Source organism: Hydrogenophilus thermoluteolus (assembly GCF_003574215.1).
Lineage (GTDB): Bacteria > Pseudomonadota > Gammaproteobacteria > Burkholderiales > Rhodocyclaceae > Hydrogenophilus > Hydrogenophilus thermoluteolus.
The window spans coordinates 1,564,641-1,585,351 of the sequence record NZ_AP018558.1; the positions used below are offsets into that span (position 1 = coordinate 1,564,641).

Annotated in this window: 16 protein-coding genes and 1 pseudogene; 8 read left to right on the forward strand and 9 right to left on the reverse strand. The window is 54.0% G+C overall.

Features of this window, described 5'->3' with window-relative positions; genetic code table 11:
* Positions 1 to 63 precede the first annotated feature (63 nt).
* From HPTL_RS07585 to HPTL_RS07605, 5 genes are all read right to left on the reverse strand, one after another.
* Positions 64 to 1,914 (reverse strand): aldehyde ferredoxin oxidoreductase family protein, encoded by a 1,851-nt coding sequence (locus tag HPTL_RS07585; protein WP_119335446.1) that lies wholly within the window; start codon positions 1,912 to 1,914, stop codon positions 64 to 66.
* A 13-nt stretch (positions 1,915 to 1,927) separates the two neighbouring features.
* On the reverse strand, positions 1,928 to 2,401 hold the full coding sequence (locus HPTL_RS07590; RefSeq protein ID WP_119335447.1) for a 4Fe-4S dicluster domain-containing protein: 474 nt from the start codon (positions 2,399 to 2,401) through the stop codon (positions 1,928 to 1,930).
* A gap of 77 nt (positions 2,402 to 2,478) precedes the next feature.
* On the reverse strand, positions 2,479 to 3,336 hold the full coding sequence (locus HPTL_RS07595; protein ID WP_170141308.1) for a putative bifunctional diguanylate cyclase/phosphodiesterase: 858 nt from the start codon (positions 3,334 to 3,336) through the stop codon (positions 2,479 to 2,481).
* A 55-nt stretch (positions 3,337 to 3,391) separates the two neighbouring features.
* The gene (locus HPTL_RS07600) at positions 3,392 to 4,558 is read right to left on the reverse strand and encodes an IS256 family transposase (RefSeq protein ID WP_119334379.1); all 1,167 of its coding nucleotides are present in this window, start codon (positions 4,556 to 4,558) and stop codon (positions 3,392 to 3,394) included.
* Positions 4,559 to 4,590: 32 nt separating this feature from the next.
* On the reverse strand, positions 4,591 to 6,390 hold the full coding sequence (locus HPTL_RS07605; RefSeq protein WP_119335449.1) for a sensor domain-containing diguanylate cyclase: 1,800 nt from the start codon (positions 6,388 to 6,390) through the stop codon (positions 4,591 to 4,593).
* A gap of 71 nt (positions 6,391 to 6,461) precedes the next feature.
* On the opposite strand from HPTL_RS07605, the gene corA reads away from it, so the two are divergent.
* Genes corA through HPTL_RS07625 form a run of 4 tightly spaced genes read left to right on the forward strand, consistent with a single transcriptional unit; the run spans position 6,462 to position 13,425 of the window.
* A complete protein-coding gene (gene corA, locus HPTL_RS07610) occupies positions 6,462 to 7,424 on the forward strand; it encodes a magnesium/cobalt transporter CorA (RefSeq protein ID WP_119335450.1) in 963 nt (320 codons plus the stop codon).
* A gap of 49 nt (positions 7,425 to 7,473) precedes the next feature.
* On the forward strand, positions 7,474 to 11,391 hold the full coding sequence (locus HPTL_RS07615) for a glycosyltransferase (protein ID WP_119335451.1): 3,918 nt from the start codon (positions 7,474 to 7,476) through the stop codon (positions 11,389 to 11,391).
* The gene (locus HPTL_RS07620; RefSeq protein ID WP_119335452.1) at positions 11,388 to 12,227 is read left to right on the forward strand and encodes a glycosyltransferase; all 840 of its coding nucleotides are present in this window, start codon (positions 11,388 to 11,390) and stop codon (positions 12,225 to 12,227) included. The genes HPTL_RS07615 and HPTL_RS07620 overlap by 4 nt, the downstream gene beginning before the upstream one ends.
* 19 nt (positions 12,228 to 12,246) lie before the next feature.
* Positions 12,247 to 13,425 carry a DegT/DnrJ/EryC1/StrS family aminotransferase gene (locus HPTL_RS07625; RefSeq protein WP_119335453.1) on the forward strand — a complete coding sequence of 393 codons (1,179 nt, stop codon included), beginning with the start codon at positions 12,247 to 12,249 and terminating at the stop codon, positions 13,423 to 13,425.
* A 12-nt stretch (positions 13,426 to 13,437) separates the two neighbouring features.
* Here HPTL_RS07625 and HPTL_RS11205 read toward each other — a convergent pair whose 3' ends face one another.
* From HPTL_RS11205 to HPTL_RS11210, 4 genes and pseudogenes are all read right to left on the reverse strand, one after another.
* A complete protein-coding gene (locus HPTL_RS11205; RefSeq protein WP_145981801.1) occupies positions 13,438 to 14,193 on the reverse strand; it encodes a methyltransferase domain-containing protein in 756 nt (251 codons plus the stop codon).
* Positions 14,194 to 14,314: 121 nt separating this feature from the next.
* Positions 14,315 to 14,725: pseudogene (locus tag HPTL_RS11285) on the reverse strand (IS701 family transposase); the annotation flags it as partial.
* Positions 14,668 to 14,967, reverse strand: a complete 300-nt coding sequence (locus tag HPTL_RS07635; protein ID WP_119335455.1) for a transposase — start codon at positions 14,965 to 14,967, stop codon at positions 14,668 to 14,670. The gene HPTL_RS07635 and the pseudogene HPTL_RS11285, both read right to left, overlap by 58 nt.
* A gap of 28 nt (positions 14,968 to 14,995) precedes the next feature.
* A complete protein-coding gene (locus HPTL_RS11210) occupies positions 14,996 to 16,111 on the reverse strand; it encodes an ATP-grasp domain-containing protein (RefSeq protein ID WP_145981802.1) in 1,116 nt (371 codons plus the stop codon).
* 145 nt (positions 16,112 to 16,256) lie between these two features.
* On the opposite strand from HPTL_RS11210, the gene HPTL_RS07640 reads away from it, so the two are divergent.
* The 4 genes from HPTL_RS07640 to fliD all read left to right on the forward strand — a co-directional run bounded on the left by HPTL_RS07640 (position 16,257) and on the right by fliD (position 20,705).
* Positions 16,257 to 17,765 (forward strand): GGDEF domain-containing protein, encoded by a 1,509-nt coding sequence (locus HPTL_RS07640; RefSeq protein ID WP_119335456.1) that lies wholly within the window; start codon positions 16,257 to 16,259, stop codon positions 17,763 to 17,765.
* Between the two features lie 80 nt (positions 17,766 to 17,845).
* Complete coding sequence (locus HPTL_RS07645) at positions 17,846 to 18,778, forward strand: flagellin N-terminal helical domain-containing protein (protein ID WP_119335457.1); 933 nt, start codon at positions 17,846 to 17,848, stop codon at positions 18,776 to 18,778.
* Between the two features lie 88 nt (positions 18,779 to 18,866).
* Complete coding sequence (locus HPTL_RS07650) at positions 18,867 to 19,304, forward strand: flagellar protein FlaG (protein WP_119335458.1); 438 nt, start codon at positions 18,867 to 18,869, stop codon at positions 19,302 to 19,304.
* Positions 19,305 to 19,337: 33 nt separating this feature from the next.
* On the forward strand, positions 19,338 to 20,705 hold the full coding sequence (gene fliD / locus HPTL_RS07655) for a flagellar filament capping protein FliD (protein ID WP_119335459.1): 1,368 nt from the start codon (positions 19,338 to 19,340) through the stop codon (positions 20,703 to 20,705).
* Positions 20,706 to 20,711 lie beyond the last annotated feature (6 nt).

Consider the following 20,711-nt stretch of genomic DNA (forward strand, 5'->3'; position numbering starts at 1 on the left):
CCCAGCAAAAAGGGCTGTCGCATGCCCGCAACAGCCCCATCGGTGTTTACGCTAAGACCCCGTTCACACGTCGACACCCAAACGGGCCAACGTTTCCGGCTTCGGCACACCGTCTGCGGTCCAGCCGCGCACTTCGTAGTATTTCGGGAGCATTTCGCCCAAGCGGTTTACCATCCCTTTCGCGGGACCCGTCGCTGCTGGCTCTTCGAGCAGCCGTTTCGGCAGCGTGTCGTCCTTTGCGGAAAAGCCAGCTCGCGTGTTGAACCACCGCTCCAGGTTCCAGACCCGCTCGCCCACTTCAAGCAGCCGTTCTGGTGTCCATTCTCCCGGAATCGCCGCGTCGAGCTGCGGCGCGATGTCGGCAACCGTCCAGGCGAAACTGGTAAACACGCAGATCCCAGCGGAATCGAACGCACCGGTGGCATCCTGGAACGCCTTTACCAACTCCGGTTTTCCTTCCGTGGTGAGTGGGTCCGTCTTCTCCGGTATACCCAGGATTTCCGACGCCACGGTATAGCCGCGCAGATGGCACGCGCCGCGGTTGCTGGTCGCGTACGCGAGCCCCATCCCTTGGATTCCCCGCGGGTCGTACGCCGGAAACTCCTGCCCTTTGACCGTCATCGAGAGTTCCGGATGGCCATACTTCTCACAGAGCCGCTTCGAACCTAACCCGACGTCGCGACCGAACCCTTCGCCCTTCGCAGTCAGTTCAGCCAGTTTCGCAAGCGCTTCCGCCGAACCGAACGGCGCCGGAAAGCCGATCTGTTCCGCAGTGAGTACCCCGCGCTCATAGAGCTCCATCACCGCGGCTACGGTCGAACCGAACGAGATCGGGTCCATCCCTTGTTCGTTGCACAAGAGGTTCGCATACTGCAACGCTTCGAGGTCGTCGACCCCGGTATCGGCCCCCAATGCCCAGGCTGCTTCGTATTCCAAACCTCCGGACGCCCCCCAATATTTCGGGCTGTTTTTCACCGTGAAGTGGTTTTTGTCGATCTTCGAAATCCGACCACACGCAATCGTGCACCCGAAACAAGCTGCGTTGGTCACCAATTGCGGTTTACCGTCGCTGGGCCGCGGGCGGTGCATCGCTTCGCCTGAGATCGCATCGGCCCCTTCGAACTGTACTTCGCGCATGTTGCGCGTAGGCAACGCCCCCACTTCGTTGATCACGTTCATCAACACCTGGGTGCCATATTTCGGCAACCCTTGGCTGGTCACCGGGTTGGTCGCCAGCACTTGCTTTGCGGCGTTCGTTGCCGCCAAGAACCGTTTGAGATCTTTGACCTTGACCCCTTTGGTCCCCCGCACCGCCACCGCTTTGAGGTGCTTCGAACCCATCACCGCCCCAACGCCGGAACGCCCGGCTGCGCGGTGCAAGTCATTGACGATGCACGAAAAGAGTATCTGATTCTCCCCCGCACGGCCAATCGACGAGACGCGAATCAGCGGATCTTGGTGCTTCGCCTTGATCCACTCCTCGGTCTCCCAGACGCTTTTGCCCCACAGTTCGGAGGCGTCTCGCAGTTCGGCCTGGTCGTCTTCCACGTAGAGATAGACCGGTTTTTCGGCACGCCCTTCGAAAATGATCATGTCCCAACCGGCAAATTTCAGCTCAGCGCCGAAAAATCCCCCGGAGTTGGAACACGCGATCGCACCGGTGAGTGGCCCTTTCGTCACCACCGTGTAGCGCCCACCGGTCGAGGCAATCGTCCCCGTGAGGGGCCCGGTAGCAAAGATCAATTTGTTTTCGGGCGAGAGCGGATCCACCTTCGGATCGACCTCTGCAACCAGATACCGGCTTGCCAACCCCCGCGACCCCAGGTACAACTGCGCCCACTTTTCGTTGAGCGGTTCGGCTTGGCAGGCCCCCGTCGTCAGATTGACGCGCAAAATGCGGTTTGCGTAACCCATCGTACCCTCCTCCTTACGCCAACACCGCAGCGGCGGTTTTCGCTGCCCATTGTTGCATTTTGTTCAACCCCGCCCAGTCGGCCTCCACAAAGGTGATCGCGCCGGTAGGACACGCCGCAGCGCACGCCGGGTCTCCGCCGCAGAGGTCGCACTTCTGCACCTTGCCGGTCTCCTGCACGTAATTGATCGTGCCAAACGGACACGCGATCGTACACACTTTACATCCGACGCAGGTCCCTTCGTCGACCACCTTCGCCCCCGTGCGTTGGTCCAGACGAATCGCATCGACCGGACACGCGTGCAGACACCACGCTTCGGCACACTGGGTACAGGTATAGGGAACTTTTCTGCCTTCATGCTCGAAATTGAACACCTTGATGCGGGATTTGCTCGTTGCGATCACGCCGTAGTTTTCGATCGAACAAGCCATCTCGCACTGCAGACAACCGGTGCATTTCACCGGGTCAATCGCCAGAACCTTCCACATGCAAGTCTCCTTCTTTGGTGTGAACGCGTCAAATGGCTATCGCGTGGCACAAAGCTTACGACGTGATAAGAAAAAATTCAAGAGCGATTAGCAGAGCTTGTGCGCCGCAACATCCAATCACGAAAAGCCGAAAACGGCATCGGACGGGCAAAGAGATAGCCCTGTGCTAAAGCGACTCCGTTGCACCGCAAAAAGTCGGCCTGCTCCGCGCGCTCCACCCCTTCGGCAACGGTATCCATCTGAAGCGCTTTCGCGATCCGCACGAAGCTTTCGACCAGCGCATCGGCTGCCGACGACGAACCGATCGCCTGAACGAACATCGCGTCGATCTTCAACAGGTCGAACGGCAACGCGCTCAGATAGGCCAACGACGAATAGCCCGTTCCGAAATCGTCGATCGCCAACCGCACCCCGATCGCTTCCAACTCGGCCAATCGCGTGCGCGCTACGGGCATATCGGCCATCATCGACTCGGTCAGTTCGAGCTCCAACGCAGACGGCGGGACATCGAACCGCCCCAACGCCTCCTTGACAATCGCTGTGAAATCGTCTCGCACCAACTGCGTCACCGAGACATTTACCGCAACGCGCGGCGGTGCAACCCCTTCTGCTGCCAACGAGCACCACTCCCGCAACGCTTGTTCCAGCACCCAATGCCCGATCGGGACCATCAACCCAGTAGCTTCTGCCACAGGAATGAATTGCGCGGGGGAAACCAACCCCTTTTCAGGATGGTGCCAACGCAGCAGCACCTCCGCGCCCGCCACCGCTCCAGTCGCCAACGCGATCTGTGGCTGCCACCACAGCGACAGCTCCCCACGCGCCTCCGCACCATTGAGTGCGCTTCGGATCCACTCTTGCGCATGAAACGCCTCGTCTTTTTCGGGTGCATAGCACACCACCCGCCCACGCCCGGTTTCTTTGGCCCAGTACATCGGTTGTGCAACCTTTTTTCTGTAAATTTCCGTGGTGTTGGTCATGACGCCGGGGTTACGGGTTGAGGTTGAGATAGACCTTGCCGGTCATCCACTCGTCGTCGAGTTCGGCCAGCAGCGCCGAGACCAGGCGCAGGCAGGAATCCATGTTGGGGAAGATGCTGGCCACCCGGGTGCGTCGTCGCAGTTCCCGGTTGATGCGTTCCAGCCCGTTGGTGGTACGCAAACGGATACGGTGCGCAGCGGGGAAGTCGAACACCGTCAGGGATTCAGGAATCGCGGTTTCGGCCCACTCGGCCAGTTTCGGATGCTCCTTGCGCCAGGTGTCCAGGGCGGCTTTCAAAAGCCGCTCGGCTTCTGCCTTGTCCGGAGCATTGAAGATCGCGCGCAGTGTCGCGGCGACGTGCTTTTTCGCCTCCTGTCGGGTGACGAACTGGCCGGCGTTTTGCTGCAGATGGAACTGGCAACGCTGCCAGGGAACAGAAGGGAACACCGCTTTGCGGGCAGCTTTGAGGCCCGCATGATCATCCGCGATGATGAGCTTGATCCCGTGCAACCCTCTGGCCAGGAGGGATTCCAGGAAACGTCGCCAATTGATCTCGGCTTCCGACGTGGCCACCGTGCAACCGAGCACCCGCCGTTTGCCCGTCGCATCGACGCCGACGGCGATCAAGACGGCACAATCGACGATTCGCCCTTCCAGCCGCACTTTCTCGTAACGGGCATCCAGAAAGAGATAGGGCACTTCGCCCAGAGGACGCTCGCGCCAGGCCGCAAGCCCCTCGTCGAGCCTGGCGGCGGCACGGCTCACCTGGGCGGTGGAGAGCGAAATCTCCGGCCCCAGCAGGCGCTGCAGTACCTCGATCACCCGGCGGGTGGAGACCCCCTGGACGTACATCTCGGCCAGGGCCAGATGCACCGCCTGATCGGTGCGGGTGCCTTTTTCGAGGGCAGAAGGGTAGAAGTCGCCGCAACGCACCTGGGGCACCTGAAAGGTCAGCTCACCAAGGCGGGTGAGTACCGTCTTGGGTTTGTACCCGTTGGCGTAGTCACGCCGTCGCTCACTACGTTCATAGGGCGCCGCTCCAAGGAACTGGGATCGTTCGATCTTGGCGGCTTCATTGACGAGGATGCGCAGAGCCTCGCCGGCACCCTCCAGTCCGTGTTCGAGCAACACAGCATAAGCCATTTCCAAAGGATTGGTTTCGACACGCATCGCCATGATGGGCATACTCCTTTCTCGAAGTCATGGCGTCAGACCGAGCGCCGCGCACTTCCTGCCAGAGGCGCTAAACGGAATTTACAGAAAGGATGGTACACAACCCAGTACATCGCCAAGTCGGCAGCGCGCAGCAACGCTTGCGGGTCGCTGCCGTGCTCCGGAAAGCACGCCACCCCGATACTGGCACTGGCGTGCCACGAGACAGCTCCCAACGCCACCGGTTCAGAGAGGTGGCTAAGCAGTGTTTGCGCCACTCTGATCGCTTCCTCTTCCCCTACACCGTCGAGCAGCACCGCAAACTCATCGCCCCCCAAGCGCGCAGCGAGGTCACTGCGTCGCAGCGACGTTTTCAAACGCGCCGCCATCTCGATCAAGAAGCAGTCGCCGGCCTCATGCCCATGGGTGTCGTTCAACGTCTTGAAATGGTCGAAATCGATGAAAAGCACCGCAAGCCGTGTCCGCTGTCGTGCCGCGCGCAGTACTGCTTGCTTGAGCGATTCCACGAAAAGGCGACGGTTGGGAAGATCCGTGACAGGATCATGTAGCCCTACGTACGAGAGCCGCTCCTCCAACGCGTTGAGCGCGGCTATTTGCTGGTGCAGAACCTCGCGTTGCTTTTTCAAGCGCCCAACCGCCACCCGAAGCCGCCGCCGCAATCCGTCGAGCGCTTTCGCCAAAAGATAAAGTTCCCAAATGGCTTGCTGGCGCGGGACCGCAGTATCGAACTGCTGTTTGCCGATCGCCTCTGCCGCCGCGGCCAAGGTTTGAAGCGGTTTTGCCAGCCGCTTGGCCCAACGCATGCTCAACACCCGCGCCAACAGAAAACTGAACACCACCACCAAAAGCCAACCGCCAACCCAGAGGTACCAATCGGGAATCACATGCGCAAGCGGCGTAATCAACCACACCTGCCACGCCAACCCGGGCACCCTCAAATCATGAACCGTGCCCACCCACCACGTACCGTTGTCGAAAAAGAGCGTGGCCTTCCCAAAATGGCGCAACAGCTCAGACCATGGGGATTGTGCCAGTGGCAATTGCGGCAACACGTCATTCTCACCGGCTTCAGATGCCATGGGAATCCCTTGCGAATCAGCGATCACCCGCCCCGCACCGTCGCTCACCACAACCCGCCCTGCCAGCTGTGCGGCGGCATCTCTCGCTACCTGCTGCCACTCGACCAACCGGACGTCGAACCCCATAGCAACAAAACCGCTGCGGTCATCCCACCACCCGATCGACGCCGTTACGCCAGTCTCCTGGGTCGTGAAAAAACGGTACGGTTCCGACCACGCTACCTGTCCGGGATGTTCACGTGCCAACCGATACCACGCGCGATCCCGGGGATCATAAGGCAGGTAACGCATTTCCTCTCGGACCGTTTTCCCTTGCTCGTCGAGGAACAGAAAACGGTGCCGATCCCCCCACTCCGTCCGGTCGGTCAACCGAACCAGAGGAAGCAACTCCGGTACCGCCAGATAGAGCCACCCCACCCCCGCCTCGTTCCCCGCAACCACGGAGGTCACGATCGGAACGGTTTCGATGACCGTCCGGGCGCGGGCGATGAAACGGTCGAGCCCGTCATACGGCTTTGGCCCAAAATGCGCCGGGGGCGTCACCCGTAACAGCGTCGTCACAGGCGCGAACGACGCGTGCATCTGTTGTTCCACCGCAGCGGTCCGGGCAGCAAAAAGCGCATTCGCCCGTTCCACCAGAAGCGGCGCGACCACCAATACCAGTAGCCCAACCCCCGCCAGCAGCGCGGTCAATAGCGCAACGACAAAGAGCCGCAGCGACAAATAGCGGGAAAAATGGACGGGTCGCTGTATCATCGCACCCTTCGTCACGGTTTCGTCAAGGTCATACACTATAATAGCCGCAAAATGGGTCAGGGTCACACCACATGCTCCGCGCATTCACCAGCAAGAACGGCTGTCTCAGCGAACTCCGCCTCCCGGAAAATGCCTCTGAGCGCCCCGATTCGCTCAACGTCGCCCTTTGGATCGACGCGATCGACCCCAGCCCTGAAGAGCGCAGTCAGATCGAGCGCATCATCAACGCCGAACTGCCCGACGTAGACGATGTTGAAGAGATCGAAGCCTCGGCCCGTTTCTTCGAAGACCAACAAGGGCTGCACATCCACTCGCTGTTCCTTGCCCAGGAAGAAGGACGGCACATCACCTCAACGGTCGCATTCATTTTGCAACCGCAGCGGTTGATCACCTTTCGCGAAGAAGAGCTTGCTGACTTTCGTCTGCTGCGCATGCGCGCCCGGCACGGACAAATCCCGGCCAGCGACCCGATGACGCTGCTTGTGACCATTCTCGAACAAAAAGTCGAGAACCTGGCCGACACCATCGAAGACCTCCACCGGCGGCTCGAGGACGTCAGCGTGATGGTGCTCGAAGAAGAGAATGCCGACCTCGAAGAAGCGATCGACCGCCTGGCCAAAATCGAAAACAGCAACGGACGGATCCGGCTCTGTCTAATGGATACCCAGCGGGCGCTGGGTTACCTCCTGCGGCAACTCAAAAACAGCAACCCAGAACTGCAAGAAAACTGCCGCGAAACGATGCGCGACATCGAAACCCTGATGAGCCACACCACCTTCGTCTTCGAAAAAGTCAACTTTCTCATGGACTCCGCGCAGGGGTTCATCAACATCCAGCAAAACCAGATCATCAAAATCTTCTCGATCGCCGCGGTGGTTTTCCTGCCGCCCACGCTCGTTGCCAGCATCTACGGCATGAACTTCGATCACATGCCAGAACTGCATTGGGAGCTAGGCTATCCTCTGGCGCTCCTGATGATGGTGATTTCGGGAATCGCACCCTACCTTTACTTCAAGCGCAAAGGGTGGTTGTAACGCGGTTGCGGCTCGTTATAATGAAGAAAAACGCAGGAGGAGGTCCCGAATGCCCATTATCGAAACCCAAAACTTTGGGCAAAAAATCACCGTTGGCGTCTGCTCGCAGCATCCGCTTTCCCACTTCCTCCTCAACCTGCGTATCCTCAATCCGCTCAAAGCGCTGGCGCACCACGTCCGCTTTCGCCTCATCCCCTCCCCCAGTCAATTCGAGGAGGGCTGTGACCTCTACCTCATTCACCGCGACTTCGTCAACGTCCATCATTACGAATTCGTCACCGAAAAGCTCGTCCCTAACTACCCCTGCCTCTTTGAAATCGACGACAACCTCTCCGCGCTGCCGCCCAACCACCCCGAATTCAATTACTATGCGTCAAGCATCATCGGCGCAATCGACAAGTTCCTCAAAAATTTTCCTGAACTCCCTGTCATCACCACCACCCAACCCCTTGCCGAAACCCTGGGGGCGCCGCATCGACCGTGCCACCTCTTCACCAATCACCTGCCCGCTCAGTTCATCGCGGAAGCTCGCCGTGCCCGGCCAGCGAAACAGAGCGATGCCCCCATCCGCATCGGTTTTGCCGGTACTCCCAGCCACACACCGGACCTGAAAAAGATCGAAAGCGCGCTCCTGCGCATCGCCAGCCTGTACCGAGAGCGCGTAGAGATCGTTCTGATGGGCGCCTGGACCCAAGACCTCGAAGCGTGCGAGCAAGTCCGCCTGATCAAAACCCCGGTCGACTATTGGAACTACCTCCCCACACTCGCCAAATTCGACCTCGACATCGCGCTCGCGCCGCTCGACGACACCCCGTTCAATCGCTGCAAGTCGGACCTCAAGTGGGTCGAATACAGCGCGCTCAGTATCCCTACCCTCTGCTCCGACGTCGCCCCGTTTGCCCAAGCCAAAGCCCTCGGCTTGGCCAAAGTCATCCCCAACGACCCGGAGCAGTGGTTCGCCACGCTCATCGACCTCATCGAAAACCCAGCAGCGCGAAGGGAACTTGGTGAGGCTGCCTACGCGTACGTCCGCGAACACCGTACACTGGAAGCCCACGCGGGTGAATACGCCGCGATCCTCAACACGGTCTTGCCCCCCGAAAAACAACTCCCTCCGCCCTACGACCTCACCATCACCCCCGTCACCCTCCCTACACCGGAAGCGATCTACAACCCGGAAGACCGTTTTGAGGCGTGGCGCAAACGCCGTTCTCTGCAAGAAGCGGACGCAGAAGTTTTCGCGGAACGGATGATGAGTTGGGCGCATCGCCCGGTCGTCACCCTCATCACCTTTGCCCGCCAATCGGACCTGCCGCTGCTTGCGCAGACCACCGATTCGCTGCAAACCCAACTCTACCCCCACTGGCGCTGGATCGTCGTCTCAGACCAGCCGGTTCCCGATCCTATTTTCGAACAAGCCGATTTCCTGGGCTGGCTGCAACTCGATACCCTAGACGCGCCAGAAATCGTTGCACAGGCGGTCAATGCGCTACTGCCCGAATATGGCGGGGATGCGGTTGCCGTGCTCCCCCCCGGTTTTCAACTCGCACCCGAAGCGCTGCTCCTTGTTGCCGAAGCGATGGTCGACCACCCCCAAGTTGCCGCGGTCTATAGCGACCACGACCATCTTCAAGGAGAGACCCGCTGCAGCCCCTGGTTCAAACCCGACTTCGATCGGACACTCCTCTACGGCTTTGATTACATCGGCCCCGCCGTATGGTTTCGCACCGAAACCCTCATCGCGCTGGGGGGCTTGCAACCCTACCCGAACGCCGAACGGTACGACGCCTTGTTACGCCTCAGTGAAAGACCTGAAGCGCGTATCCACCACATCGCCGAGCCGCTCCTCTCCATTCCGGAAGCGACGAACCAACGACCTGCCCCCGTCGATTCCGAACCCAGCGCCGAATCGCCAGAGGCGCTCGCGCGCCGCTTAGCGCTCGAAGACCATTTTGCCCGTACCCAGCAACCGGTCACGATTCTGCCCGGGCTTCTACCCGACACCTGGCGGATCGAACGGCAAGTGAGCCTCTTGCCCAAAGTGAGCGTGATCATGCCGGTTGCCGACGTCTACCACCTGGCCGAAGCGGCGGTGACCTCACTCATCGAACACACCCAATACCCCGATTGGGAACTGATCCTGGTCGATCACGCCACCACAGACCCCGACATCGCCGCGCTCTTTGCCGAAATCGGCGCGCACCACCCGAACGTCACAATCGTGCGCGACGAAAACCCCTACGCGCTGGCGCGCCTCTACAACGTCGGCGCAGCGGCAGCAAACGGTGAGATCCTGGTTTTTCTCCACTGCGACATCGAAGCTCGCGAACCCCATTGGCTGGAGCGGCTGGTGCGCGAAGCCCTCGACCCCAAAGTAGGGGCCGTTGGGCCGCTCCTTGTGCAGCCCGAATTCAGCCTGATCGACAACGCTGGCTACTGGCTGGGCGGTAGCGACCTCTGGGCTCCGGCACGCCCTGCCTACCGCGGAACGAGACTCAACGACACGGGCGCACTCAAACAGCTTGCACTCCCCCACCGGGTGAGCGCCCTCTCCTCGGTGGGATTTACCACCCGTAAAACCCTCTTTCATCAACTCGGCGGCTTTGATCAAGAAACCTTTGCGCTGACCGACTTTGAAATCGACTATTGCCTCAAAGCCGAGGCAGCCGGCTTCGAAATCCGTGTCCAACCCTTAAGCCGCCTCATCCACCACGAGAGCGCCGTCGTTGGGCGGATGTTGCGCAAACCCTTGGCGCTTCTTCAGCACCAAGAAGCACGTACGCAAACCCACCGTGCGCTCTTTGCGCGCTGGGGCGAACGGCTTGTCGTCGATCCGTTCGCATCTTTGCACTTCGACTACGCCGCCACAACCCCTACGCTCGACCTCAATTTCCCGCTCTCTTGGCAGCGCCACCACACCAACCGCATCAAAGTGCTCGGCTTCCCCGTCAGAGGGGGAAGCGGCCAGTACCGCGTTCGCATGCCGCTGAAAGCCTTGGTGCGCGCCGGATGGGTACAAGCCGAATCGGTACCCGAAGAGGTAGCGCGTTTGCCGAGCGTAAGCGAACTCGGCAAACTCAAACCGGATGTGATTTTGCTCCACCAACGGCTCGGACCAGCAGTCGAAGAGACCGTTGAAGCCTGGAAAAGCCTCTACCCCAACCTGCGTCTCATCTTCGGCATGGACGATCGCTTAGACGCTGTTCCGCGAAAAAGCAGTATGTACCACCTTGCGCGCCGCACCACGCCAGACGCACGGGCGCGCCTACGCAAAATGTTTGCGCTTGCCGATGCGGTCGTCGTTAGCACCGACCCTCTTGCCGAACTGGTGACCGATATCGCCCCTGGCACCGAGGTCCATGTCATTCCCAACGCGATTGAATGGGAGACGTGGGAGCCGCTCTACCAAGAACTCGAACAAAAACGCCGCCACCCGCTGCGCCCATACCGCAAACCGCGCGTCGGCTGGGTGGGAGCAATGCAGCACCGCGGCGATTTAGAACTGCTGATTCCAGTGATCGAAGCCACAAAAGACGAAGTCCATTGGGTTTTCATGGGAATGTGGCTTCCCGAATTTGAACATCTCGTTCCCGAGAAACACGGATGGGTAGACTTCAACGACTATCCGAAAAAAATGGCAGAGCTCGATCTCGATCTAGCTTTGGCACCGCTTGAGTACAATGAATTCAACGTAGCAAAAAGCAATTTGAGAATTATTGAATATGGAGCACTGGGGTATCCGGTTATTGCCACAGATATTACTCCATATCAAAAAAACAATCCTCCAATCACTCTGCTTCCTAACAAACCGAATCAATGGATCGAAAAAATTCTATATATAGCATTAAGCAAAGATTTCTCAGAGTTCAAAGGTATCAATGAATGGGTAAGAATGAACTATACTTTAGACAAAACCAAAAAAGAATGGAATGAGATCTTTTGCAATACTCAAGGACAGGATAAATGAAAAAACCAAAAGTAGCCCTCTACGTACCGGTATACAACCAGGAAAATTATATATTAGAATCACTCCAATCAGCATATGAACAAGATTATGATAATTTAATTATTTATATTGCAGACGACTGCTCGACCGACAATTCATATTACCTTGCAGAAGAATTCGTCAAGAATAATAAAACAAAACATGAAGTAGTGCTCAAAAGAAACCCAAAAAACTTAGGTCCAATTGAAAATACACTGATCTCTTTAAAAGAACTTGAAAAAGTAGCCGATCTTGTTGTTCTCCAGGCGGGTGATGATATATCTTATCCAACAAGAGTATCTACGCTTACAGAGCTTTGGATCAGCCTAGGAAAACCTCAATACGCGTATATTCATACGCCAGTCGAAATAATTGACCATCAAAGTATAACAAAGACGGTTTGGACGCCACCAATAAACCATAAACCCATAAATGAATCAAATTTAGCCGTTACCCCTACATCCCAAGGTCTTGCAATCGGTGCATCGGCAGCATATACACCATCACTCGTACTAGAGAGCCCATTTCTTTTTCCGAATTTATATGCAGACCAAGTTTTAGTCTTTAGATCATTCCTAAAAAAAAATCTTATATACTGGGGTGAAACGCTAATCAAATATAGATTTGGTGTAGGCATTTCCAGTCCATATGTAAGCAGAAGCGAATATGAAAAGAGAATAACACTGTCAACCATAGACACTCTTAAGCAAAGAAGAATAGACGCACTTCTCAACAGAAGAGAACAAACAGCCATGCTAATTTCTAATGAGATTTTAAAGTGGGAAAAATTGGCAAAATTTAAAGGTCTTATAGATTAGTAATAGAGAGAAAATCATAATGAAAAAGATAGGCAAAAAAAAAGATTTAGCTATTTTCGGCGCATCGCCTGCATTTCAAGAACCAATCCATGTAGGATACCCTAACATTGGCAATAAAGAACTTTTTTTGAAACTAGCGGATAAAATACTTGATAGCCGTCGATTTACAAATAATGGCCCCTTAGTTCAAGAGCTTGAACAAAGAATTTCTAAATACCTCGGTGTCAAACACTGTATTGCACTTTGCAACGGTACAATTGCTCTAGAAATTGCAATTCGTGCCTTGGAGTTAAAGGGTGAAGTAATTGTACCATCGTTTACCTTTATAGCCACAGCTCACGCCCTGAGTTGGCTTGGGCTAACGCCTGTGTTTGCAGACATAGATCCGAAAACTCACTGCCTTGATCCAAATTCAGTACGCAGCATGATCACCCCACAAACATCTGGCATACTAGCAGTTCATCTTTGGGGTCGTCCATGCGATATTGAAGCATTACAAGAAATCGCAGAATGCTACAATTTGGAATTGCTTTTTGATGCAGCGCACGCTTTTGGATGTTCTTACCGTGGAACAATGATTGGAAATTTTGGACGATGCGAAGTTGTTAGTTTTCATGCTACTAAATTTTTCAATACTTTTGAAGGGGGAGCAATTTTAACAAATGATGATCAACTTGCGGACAAAATTCGCTTAATTAGAAATTTTGGTTTTACCGGTTACGATCAAGTTGATCATATTGGCACTAACGGAAAATTACCCGAAATATCTGCTGCTATGGGTATTTCAAATTTAATGGCAATTAACGATTTAATACGGACAAATCAAAGAAACTACAACCTTTATCTCCGTTATCTTGAAGACATACCCTTTATCAGTATGATAAGATATAACTCAGTTGAGCACAACAATTATCAATATATTGTCATAGAAGTCGATGAACAGTCTCCAACAACTCGTGATGATATAATTAAAATATTACATGCCGAAAATATACTAGCAAGAAAATACTTTTGGCCCGGCTGTCACAATATGAAGCCGTATCGAAATCTATATATAGATGCAAATCGATTTTTGAAAAATACAAACGACGTAGCAAAAAGAGTTATTGTGTTACCCAACGGATATCATCTATCAGAATCAATGATAGAAACAATCTGCTCAGTCATAAAAATCGCCACATCTAATAAGATTTTCTAAAATTAAATTTTATTACTTTAAGCTCTTAAGCAAAAAAATTGGTCTATTTAAAAACTCGCCAATTTCATTAAAACGAGTTAAATTTTGAATCGATTCTGGCTCGAATTTTCCACTTCTGGGATCATATATACCAATATAATCAATACTCCAGTATTTTTCGGTTGCTCTATAAACAAATTCTATCATTTCAGATTTAGTTCCTTCTTTAAAAAGTGGCAGGTTTTTGTTTCCTTTCCAATTGTAACCAAGTTGTAACCATAAACGTCTCGTATAAAATGACAAATTTTGTAGAGACTTCTGAATCATCTGCAACGCCTCCTCACTGGAATTGCATTCATTAAAATCACTGCCAATGTGATGAAGAACGTTTAGACATAGAGTTATATCAACTGGATGGTCTTGAATATTTTTATTATCGAACAAAAAATATTCATTTTTTACCTCAAGAACATCATTAAGACCGAGTTCATCAGCAATACATTTTAAAAATTTAGCATGATACTCAAAACCTTCATATGCAATAACCTTTTTTGCGCCTGACTCAATGCATGAAAGCGAAAAAAAACCAATATTTGCTCCAATATCAGTTACAATTGCGCCACGGAAAAAACCAAACTGATCCATTAATTGAAATCTTTCCGCTTCAAACTTGGAAAAGCGGTGATTTATTTTCAACTTTTCTTGCAAAATAGGATGCAGCATCTGGTAGTTGCCGTGTTTACCATGACACCCTGAATAAAGAAAATCTACGCATTTAGATGGTAACATTTACAGATCCTTGTAATAAAACTCGAACCACGCTAAGTAAAAAATCATTTTTCTGCCAATAGCAAAGGCGCCTTCTACTTTGACTGTGTCATAAAAAAATTTTGACTTCCCCACCCCCTACCTACGCGCTCTGCCGCAACACGGACATCGCGCAAGCGCTCGGGCGATGTGTTGCGCAATCCAATGACGGATCGTTGCGATCGAGTCGGGTACGTGGCGTTGTGCTCTTGCGCTTGCCTCGTGGGAGGTACCCTTGGGGTAAGGAAGGCGCCTCTGGGAGGATACCGTTTTTTTTATCCCAGCCCTTGAGTCGTTGCAAAAGCAGAAACCCATAGGCGGCGATCGTAAGCGTAGCGTGGTGGTGAAACCCACGCCAGTTGCGCCCTTCGTAGTGGCCAAGCCCCACTTCTTGTTTGAGCTCGCGATAGTCACGCTCAATGCCCCAGCGCATCTTGGCGGTATGAACCAGCTGCGTCAATGCGTAGGTTTGAGGCAGGGTGCAGAGAAAGTAGTGGCTCGGTGCGCTTTCACCACAAAGTGGTGCAGCGCCTGGTGCTTGGCTTGAACCCGCTCAGGGTCAAGGTACGCGGCAATCGGTTCGATGTTCTTACGCGCAATCGGCAAAAGCAGCCCCCGGCCGTAGTCCTTCAGCCCCGCGTGTCGATCAGCGTGGCCCAGCACCCCAGCTACTTGCGTAAGGTAGCATTCCAGTTCGTCAGCCAGCGTCATCGAGGCGTTCCTTCGGGATAAATCAAACAACTGGCAGTGTAGCATTTATTGACACAGCCAAACTATCTATTAACTATCTATTATATTTAGTTCCGCTATAAACATCCCAGTATTGCGATATCTTAATTATTTCCTCATCAGTCAAATCATTTACCAATGGATATCTTTTTAAAATAGAAAGGTTCTTAACAATCTCATCATGCCAAGCGTACCAGTTAATTTTGAGAGGAGAGCATAATTCATCAGCATCAGTATATGAATCTTCTCCTTCAATCGACTCAAAAATAAAATTATTTATTATTTGCGGACATGTATCAATTGCAAGCTGCAATGGCCCCCAAAATCTTGGGTTTGCTTCAATAAATTTAGGAACTCCGCTTTCATCTATGATAAATTCAATCATAATTGGGCCATAAAAACCTAACTGATGTAATGAATCTGCAATTAAATTCTCACTAACAACTTTTGGTGAGTCTATTGATCTTGCTAGAACAATAGACTTTCCATTAGGTTGTTGCAACAAATTTGCCTGCCAAAAGTAACAAAAGAGACCGTTTTTTCTTACATACATACACAAATATAAACTTTGACCCTTGATAAATTCTTGAACAAACCATATTTTCTCATTAATTTTTTTTCGGGACTCATATATATCTTTTTTTGTTAAGCAAATAATGGGATATAGCGTTCTGTTGTTGACAATATTTTTACGCGGTTTAAAAACACACTTTTCCAACAAGATGGCATCTTTCAAACTATATATTTTTGGCGACTCAATTCCTATTTTCTCAAAAAAAGCAGTATTTGAAATTTTATTCGTAAGAAGAGAATAAGTTTTTCTTTCAGGCAATGGTACATTAATATCAAGATACTCCAACTCTTCTCTATTGTCTAAAACAAATTTATTTAAAAATTCAGTCGTAGGGCAGTAAATTATCTTATCTACTTTCTCTTTTATTTTAATTCTCTCAACAATTTTTTTAAAAATTTTAATATTCAAATCCTTATTGTATCTTACTAAAACTATTCTTTCCGACCAGGGACTATAAATCAAACGATCGTACTTATCGCGTGCCACAATATAAAAGCTTATTTTTCTTTCAGAAAAAAAACGACACAACGCCCAGACAGCACGCTCATTATAGCCACTAAACACCAAAAAGCATATTGATTTATTTATAAATGTCATCGGTTCAAGCCGTTATCTTGCTATCGACTCATTTGGTAGATCAGCCATTCGACTATGAACAGCTGCAAGCAAGTTGTGATTCACTTTGAAGCTCATTGCACAATATAATAGCGATTCTGGAACCGTTTGCAAGAGTCTCTCCTCTATGCTCCTGAAGCACCCCACCGAACTCGCTAAAGAAACGCTCCTCAGACTAGCCGAAAAGCGCCTACCGCCCACGCCTGAGCATTTTACTCGGATGTACTGTGCGCTTGCGGGCATTCCTGAGCCCATACCTGAGCGGTTCCAAAAGCTCTTGGATCTCCCCTGGAACGATCTTGTCCGCCGTCTGATCGCCGCCTGGGAGCTGCCCCACCGCGAGTGGACCACAGAGATGAAGCGCCGATCGCTGGAGCGGGTGCTCGCCACCAAAAACCCCGAACGGCTTTTCGAGCGGCTCAGTAACCTGGTAGAAGCGTGGAAACGGGCGCCCACCCGCGATGCCGATTTTGTCGGTGAAAACGAGTCCGAAGCGAACGCGCCAGAAGTCGCTCCGCCTACCCCCGCTCCACTTCCGGAATCCGGGCGATCTGCTGAACTCGAACCCCCTTCGCGCGAAACCGTGGTTCCTTCGTATGGCACTGATTCGGCTCGTGACGACGCCGCCGTTCTGATCGCCGAACTGGTCCATCTCCTTGACGTGATTCTGCGCAATATCGTGCTTTTCACTCCCCATCCGGAGTGGCTCACCGGACAGATCGAACTGCTGCGTCAAGCCCTCCCCGAAAGCCCCCAATCGCAAGCTGACCTTGGGCGATTGCGCGAAGCTGAATTTCGCCTGGAAGCCACGCTCAATCGTCAGGCTGAGATCGTTACCGCGCGCCGTGCTGCAGAAGCGGAACTCAAGTCGCTTATCGCCCATTTTCTCGACGAAATCGCCGGCGTGACCAATCTTTCCGCCGATTATCAGAAAGAGTTGGAAGCAGCCGCCGATATCATCGAAAAGGCATCGGACCTGGCTGAAGTCTCGCCGCTGCTGCAACGGCTTCTCCTAGACACACGGGCAATGCATCAGGAGATGAGCCGCTCGCACCGTGAATTGGCTGCGGCGAAAGCCCAGGCCGAGCAAGCGGACGCGCGGGTCAAAGCGCTGGAAGCACAAATTGCCGCATTAAGTGCGCAAGTGGCCCGCGACCCGCTTACGGGGCTTCTGAACCGGCGTGGTCTGGAGGAGAGTTTCGCGCGCGAAGCGAATCGAGCCCAACGGTTGGGTTCGCCCCTCTGCGCGGCACTTTTGGACATCGACAATTTCAAGCAACTCAATGATACATTGGGACACCAAGCGGGCGACGAGGCGCTCGTCTATCTGGCCCGGATGGCGCGTACCCATTTGCGCGCGCAAGATATCGTCGGTCGATACGGTGGTGAAGAGTTCGTCTTGCTGCTTCCCGATACCCCGCTCGACCAGGCCGCCGAGGTCATCCGGCGTCTGCAACGCGCGCTCACCCGCGAACTCTTCTTCTACGGCGACAACCACCGCGTGATCACCTTCAGCGCGGGCGTCACTCCTGTTTTGCCGGGCGAAGCGTTAGAGACGGTGCTTGCGCGTGCCGACGCCGCGATGTACGAAGCCAAACGCAGCGGCAAGAACCGTGTCATCGTCAAAAAACCCTAAAGCTTTTTCTCGTTGCGTCGTTAACACACGCAAAGTCTGACGGCTTGAGATCAACGAGTTACAAGTGAAAGGAGCTAGCCATGAGCGTGATCAACACCAACATCATGAGCCTCAACGCACAACGCAACCTCTACAAAACAGGGCTCGACATGCAGACTGCAATGCAGCGGTTGAGCTCGGGTCTGCGCATCAACAGCGCGAAAGACGACGCCGCGGGGCTCGCGATTTCCGAACGGATGACCTCGGGGATTCGCGGGATGACCGTTGCAGTGCGGAACGCCAACGACGCGATCTCGATGGCGCAGGTCACCGAAGGGGCGCTGGGGCAGATCGGTGATATTCTGCAACGGATGCGCGATCTCGCGGTGCAATCGGCGAATGCGACCAATTCCACTGCCGACCGCGATGCACTGCAGAAAGAATTCCGCCAACTGCAGCTCGAAATCGAGCGCATTGGTCGGGATACTGAATTCAACGGCGTGAAGGTTCTTTCGGCGGCAACGAGTGCTGCCGCGTTCGTCTTCCAAGTGGGGGCCAATTTCTCCGGGACAACCACCGCATCGGGGTTTGATTCCAACGGCGTCTATACGGCGGGCGGCGCGAGCACGATCACCGCTTCCGACAAGATTGGCTTTGATGCCCTCAGCATCTTCTCCTCAGGTAATGTGGGTTCCGCGATTGCGGGCGGGTCTGCCGCGGCAACCAGCTCGGCAATCACCATCTCAGCGGTCGATGCCGCGCTTTCGGCGATCAGCGCAGTCGATGCGGCGCTCAAAACGGTGAACGACATCCGCGCTACGCTCGGTGCAGTGCAATCGCGCTTCCAGGCCACGATCAACAACCTGCAAGTGTCGATCGAAAATCTCTCGGCCTCGCGCAGCCGCATCCGCGACGCCGATTTCGCGCAAGAGACCGCCGCGCTGTCGCGCGCGCAAATCCTGCAGCAGGCGGGTACCGCGATGCTCGCGCAGGCGAACGCGGCGCCTCAAAACGTGTTGAGTCTGTTGCGCTAAGCAAACCGCGTAACATTCGGGTAAGGGCTAAGGCGGCGGCGCGAGGGAGACCTGGCGCGCGCCGCCTATCGACCATGAGGAGACGACGATGAGCACTACGCCCACGGTATCGTTACCGCAACAGAGCGCGACGCAGATGGTTCGCGATGTCACGCCGCCGCCTGCTGTTCGGGCAACGGAGACGGAAAGGAATCTGCACCAAAACCGTGCGGTTCCGGGTACGGAACGCCCAACGCCACAGCAGGGGGCAACCAACACCGCGCCACAGCAGGCCACCGCGCCACAGCCCAACGCGCCACTCGATCAGCGAACCGTCGAAGATGCCGTACGAAAGGTGCAGAAAACCGTCTCAGCGCTCAACAGCGCGTTACAATTTCAAATCGACCAAGATACGGAAAAACTGGTGATCAAGATCATCGATAGCAACACGAAAGAGGTGATCAAGCAGATCCCGCCGCAAGAGATCTTGGAAATCGCCAAAGCACTGGATAAACTGCAAGGATTGCTGGTACGCGAAAAAGCGTAAGCAAACTCTGCCGCACGGCAAAGGAGGTGCGCGATGGCCATCACAGCAACCGGAATTGGCTCTGGGCTCGACATCAAAGGGCTTGTTGCCCAAATAATGCAGATCGAACGGCAACCACTGACCCGCCTGGAAAACCGTAAAACCCAACTGGAAAACCAGATTTCGGCATTTGGCCAGATCAAGTCGGCAATTGCTGAACTCAAAACGGCGCTCGAAGCGCTCGGCAAAAGCGAAACTTTTGGCGCAACGAAAGCCACAGTTCCCGCAAACGCCGACTTCACTGCAGTAGCGAAAGCCGGTGCTGCGGTGGGCTTCTACGATATCTCCGTGCAGCAGCTCGCTACCCAGCAGCGGGTAGCAACGAGTGCCACGACCCAATTCGACCCCTCTGGCGGTGGCACCCTCGCAATTACCGTAGGCAGTAACACTGTCTCACTCAATGTGGCTAGCGGCACCACGCTGCAACAGTTACGCGACCAGATCAACAATGCCAATGCCGGCGTCACGGCGACAATCATCAACAACGGCGGAGTGAACCAGCTTGTTCTCTCCAGCAAGGAGACCGGTGCAGCCAACGCTTTTACCCTCACCGGCACTGGAGCGCTTGCGGGACTCAGTTTCTCCGACCCCAACACTCTTCCCACCAACTCGAGCAGCACACTCTATCGTGTGCAAAGCGCCCAAGATGCCCAGTTGACGGTCAACGGAATCAGCATTACCCGCAGCAGCAACCAGATCAGCGACGTGATCGACCACGTCGCGTTAACGCTCACAGGCGCCTCCAATACAAGCAAAACGCTCTCTGTCACGCAGGATCTCGATCCGGCGAAAAACGCGATCAAAAAACTTGCCGATGCCTACAACAGTCTGATGACGAAGATCGATACCCTGGGCGGTTATGACGCCGAGAAGAAGAGCCCCGGCGCCCTCTATGGGGATGCGAGCTTGAGGGGGTTACGCAACCAGTTACGGCAAGTGCTTGGACAAGAGATCGCGGGGTTGGGCGCCTTTGGCCGGTTGCATGATTTTGGAGTGGAATTCGACAGCACCGGTCGGATGAAAGTCAATGACAGCATACTCACCGACGCCCTCACCAACTATTGGCGGGATGTAGCGAGTTTCTTTGCAGGGGTGGGCAGCACCGAGGGGCTTTCGACGCGTGGCGCCGCACTTGCCGAAAACTATATCAAAAGCTCCGGACTCATCGACTTACGGGTGAAGGGGCTACAGCAGTCGGTTAAGCTCATTGACAAACAGAACGAAGCGCTGCAGAATCGTCTGGCTCGCATCGAGGAGATGTATTTGCGCCAATTCAACGCAATGGATGGCATCGTCGGGCAAATGAACGCAACCGGCATCTACCTGACGCAGCAATTGGCGCGGTTCAATAACAACGGCTAGGAACCG

Coding starts and splice junctions, on each gene's coding strand:
- HPTL_RS07585 (WP_119335446.1), bottom strand. CDS start 1,914: ATGGGTTACGCAAACCGCATTTTGCGCGTCAATCTGACGACGGGGGCC.
- HPTL_RS07590 (WP_119335447.1), bottom strand. CDS start 2,401: ATGTGGAAGGTTCTGGCGATTGACCCGGTGAAATGCACCGGTTGTCTG.
- HPTL_RS07595 (WP_170141308.1), bottom strand. CDS start 3,336: ATGTACTGGGCCAAAGAAACCGGGCGTGGGCGGGTGGTGTGCTATGCA.
- HPTL_RS07600 (WP_119334379.1), bottom strand. CDS start 4,558: ATGGCGATGCGTGTCGAAACCAATCCTTTGGAAATGGCTTATGCTGTG.
- HPTL_RS07605 (WP_119335449.1), bottom strand. CDS start 6,390: ATGATACAGCGACCCGTCCATTTTTCCCGCTATTTGTCGCTGCGGCTC.
- corA (WP_119335450.1), top strand. CDS start 6,462: ATGCTCCGCGCATTCACCAGCAAGAACGGCTGTCTCAGCGAACTCCGC.
- HPTL_RS07615 (WP_119335451.1), top strand. CDS start 7,474: ATGCCCATTATCGAAACCCAAAACTTTGGGCAAAAAATCACCGTTGGC.
- HPTL_RS07620 (WP_119335452.1), top strand. CDS start 11,388: ATGAAAAAACCAAAAGTAGCCCTCTACGTACCGGTATACAACCAGGAA.
- HPTL_RS07625 (WP_119335453.1), top strand. CDS start 12,247: ATGAAAAAGATAGGCAAAAAAAAAGATTTAGCTATTTTCGGCGCATCG.
- HPTL_RS11205 (WP_145981801.1), bottom strand. CDS start 14,193: ATGTTACCATCTAAATGCGTAGATTTTCTTTATTCAGGGTGTCATGGT.
- HPTL_RS07635 (WP_119335455.1), bottom strand. CDS start 14,967: ATGCTACACTGCCAGTTGTTTGATTTATCCCGAAGGAACGCCTCGATG.
- HPTL_RS11210 (WP_145981802.1), bottom strand. CDS start 16,111: ATGACATTTATAAATAAATCAATATGCTTTTTGGTGTTTAGTGGCTAT.
- HPTL_RS07640 (WP_119335456.1), top strand. CDS start 16,257: ATGCTCCTGAAGCACCCCACCGAACTCGCTAAAGAAACGCTCCTCAGA.
- HPTL_RS07645 (WP_119335457.1), top strand. CDS start 17,846: ATGAGCGTGATCAACACCAACATCATGAGCCTCAACGCACAACGCAAC.
- HPTL_RS07650 (WP_119335458.1), top strand. CDS start 18,867: ATGAGCACTACGCCCACGGTATCGTTACCGCAACAGAGCGCGACGCAG.
- fliD (WP_119335459.1), top strand. CDS start 19,338: ATGGCCATCACAGCAACCGGAATTGGCTCTGGGCTCGACATCAAAGGG.